This is a genomic window from Micromonospora sp. NPDC049580 (assembly GCF_040675595.1).
Lineage (GTDB): Bacteria > Actinomycetota > Actinomycetes > Mycobacteriales > Micromonosporaceae > Micromonospora.
In genome coordinates, this window is record NZ_JBFAPG010000653.1 from 1 (window position 1) to 2,730 (window position 2,730).

Sequence of the window (2,730 nt, forward strand, 5' to 3'; positions counted from 1 at the left end):
TCAGACCAGCCCGCCGAGGGCCGGGTCGCTGATGCTGTCCTTGCCGTTCTCGACGTGACCGGCGTAGCGGTACACGAAGCCGGCGTCACCCGCGACGGTGAGAGTCAGGTCGTACCAGCCATGGGTGCGGGTGAGCTCCCACGTCGCCCGCTCCGCCTGGCCGGGCCGCAGCGCCAGCGTCACCGGACGGGAGTGGTACCCGTCGCGGACGGTCACCTCAACCCGCTTCGCGCCCCGGTTGCCCAGCGTGAGGACGACCTTGTGGTCGTGCTCGTCGTACGAGGCGGTGACGTCGAGCTGCGACCGGCCGCCCGCGAACCGGCGGTAGAAGCCGTTCGGCCCGTGCACCGACAGGTCGTAGGAGGACTCGATCGCCCAGGTGTCAGTGAGGCGCTTGCCCGGCTCGACGGTGTAGCTGCGCGGCACCGCCGTGCTGCCGGCCAGGCGGACCTGGAAGACCGCGCCGGCGCCGCCGGTGTTGCGGAAGTCGATCCGGAACGCGCCGTCGGCGACGCGGCCGTCGGCGTGCAGGGTGTACGGGATCGCCCGTGCCGGGCGTACGCCGCGCTCCTGCTTCGGCAACCGCCCCTCGGCCGGAGGCACCGGCACCTCGTCGGGGTGCCGGACCAGGTCGTCGGGCTTGAAGTCGTCCGTGTCCGGCAGCGTGACCTCACGCGACCGGTTCGGGTGCCGGAAGTCGAAGGCCGTGGTCAGGTCACCGACGACGGCCCGACGCCACGGGGTGATGTTCTTCTCGACCAGGTCCGGCCGGCCGTGCCCGAACCGCGTCTCCAGGAACTTGATCAGCGAGGTGTGGTCGAAGACCTGGGAGTTGACGTAGCCGCCGCGGGTCCACGGCGACACGATGATCATCGGTACGCGGATGCCGAGACCGTACGGGCCCGCCGGGTGGTCGGCGTCGCCGGGGAAGATCTCGTTGGTGGTCGGCACGGTCGACTGCCCGTGCTCGCGCGTCTGCGGAGGCGTCGGCGGGACCACGTGGTCGAAGAAGCCACCCTCCTCGTCGTACGTGATGAAGAGCGCCATCTTGCTCCACACCTCGGGGTTCGCGGCGAGGATGTCGATGACCTGGGAGATGTACCAGGAGCCGTACGCCGGCTCCCAGTTCGGGTGCTCGGTGTACGCCTCGGGCGCGGTGATCCAGGAGACCTGCGGCAGGCGTCCCGCCTCGACGTCGGCCCGGAAGTCGGCGAGCAGCGCCTCGGGGTCGCGGCCCTGGGTGCGGATCTCCGTGCCGGTCTTGGCCTTGTCCGCGAGGGGCGTTCCGGGCTGCGCGTTCTGGTACTGGTGGAAGTAGAGCAGCGAGTTGTCGCCGTAGTTGCCGATGTACGGGTCGTTCGTCCAGCCCCAGGAGCCGGCGGCGTTGAGGCCGGTGCCGACGTCCTGGTAGATCTTCCAGGAGATGCCGTTGCGCTCCAGCCGCTCCGGGTACGTCGACCAGTCGTAGCCGGCCTCCGCATTGGTGATGACCGGACCGCCGCCCTTGCCGTCGTTGCCGACCCAGCCGCTCCACATGTGGTAGCGGTTCGGGTCGGTCGGGCCCATCAGCGAGCAGTGGTAGCTGTCGCAGACGGTGAAGGCGTCGGCGAGCGCGTAGTGGTAGGGCAGGTCCTGGCGGGTGTGGTACGTCATCGCCGTGACGCCCTTGTTGGGCACCCACCCGTCGAACCGGCCGTCGTTCCAGGCGGCGTGCCCGTCGTTCCAGCCGTGCGGCGGGTCCGGCAGGAAGGTCTGGCCGAGGTCCTTCACCTCGGGCCGGAAGGGCAGCAGCTCGTCGGCGCCGTCGGGCTGGTGCCAGACGTCCTTGCCGGACGGCAGTGTCGCCGGATGCGGGTCGCCGAAACCGCGTACGCCGCGCATGGTGCCGAAGTAGTGGTCGAAGGACCGGTTCTCCTGCATCAGGATGATCACGTGCTCGACGTCGTTGATCGAGCCGGTCCGGTTGTTCGCCGGGATGGCGAGCGCCTTGCTGAGATCCAGCGGGAGCGCCGCGCCGATCGCGGGAACACCCATTGCCTTGAGGAACGTACGGCGATCCACCGTGCCCATAACTCCGCCTTTGTGCGATCTGGTCGAGAAACTGGCGACCGGACGCTATCGAGGTCTGGTTGACGGCAGATGGCCATAATTCGGCCGGGCGGAAGCACGCCGACGTACCGTGAGGTCGTGCCGACGAGAGACGTACTCACCAAGGCTGACCTCGCCGAACTCCGCCGTTCGGCGCTCGGGGCGGCCGACCCGCTCGGTGTCGCCGCCGACGTCGCCGAGGCGGCCCGGCAGGGCCGCCTGGAGGATCCGGACGACGCCGGGGACGCGCTGACCCTGGCCGCCGAGATCGCCCAGGTCCGGGCCAGGCCCGACGCCGCGCTGCGGTACGCGGACGAGGCGCTCGCGGCGTACCCGTCCGCCGACGATCCCCGGGCCGGCGTCGTGCGCGCGCTGCGGGCCCGGGCGATGTTCCAGGCCGGCGGTCGGGACGACGAGGCGATGGCGGAGCTGACCGCGCTGCGGCCGTTGCTGCTCACGCAGCCCGACGCGCCCGCCTACATCAGCGCGGCGCTGGACGCGGCCGGCCGTTCGGCGATCGCCGAGACGTGGCTCAGCGAGGCGGTCGACACCCTGCTGGGTGAGCGGGCCGGGGCGGCGGCCGACCCGGCGGTCGGCCAGATCGTCCTGCCGGTCGTGCGGCAGGTTGAGATTCCGGCGTAC

General features: G+C 71.0%; 1 protein-coding gene and 1 pseudogene. One reads left to right on the plus strand and one right to left on the minus strand.

What is annotated here, in order from left to right:
- Nucleotides 1–2,070 (minus strand): phosphocholine-specific phospholipase C, encoded by a 2,070-nt coding sequence (locus AB0J68_RS30525; protein WP_363942154.1) that lies wholly within the window; start codon nucleotides 2,068–2,070, stop codon nucleotides 1–3.
- A gap of 117 nt (nucleotides 2,071–2,187) precedes the next feature.
- Between AB0J68_RS30525 and AB0J68_RS30530 the strand changes: the two are divergent.
- A pseudogene (locus AB0J68_RS30530) lies at nucleotides 2,188–2,730 on the plus strand (hypothetical protein); the annotation flags it as partial.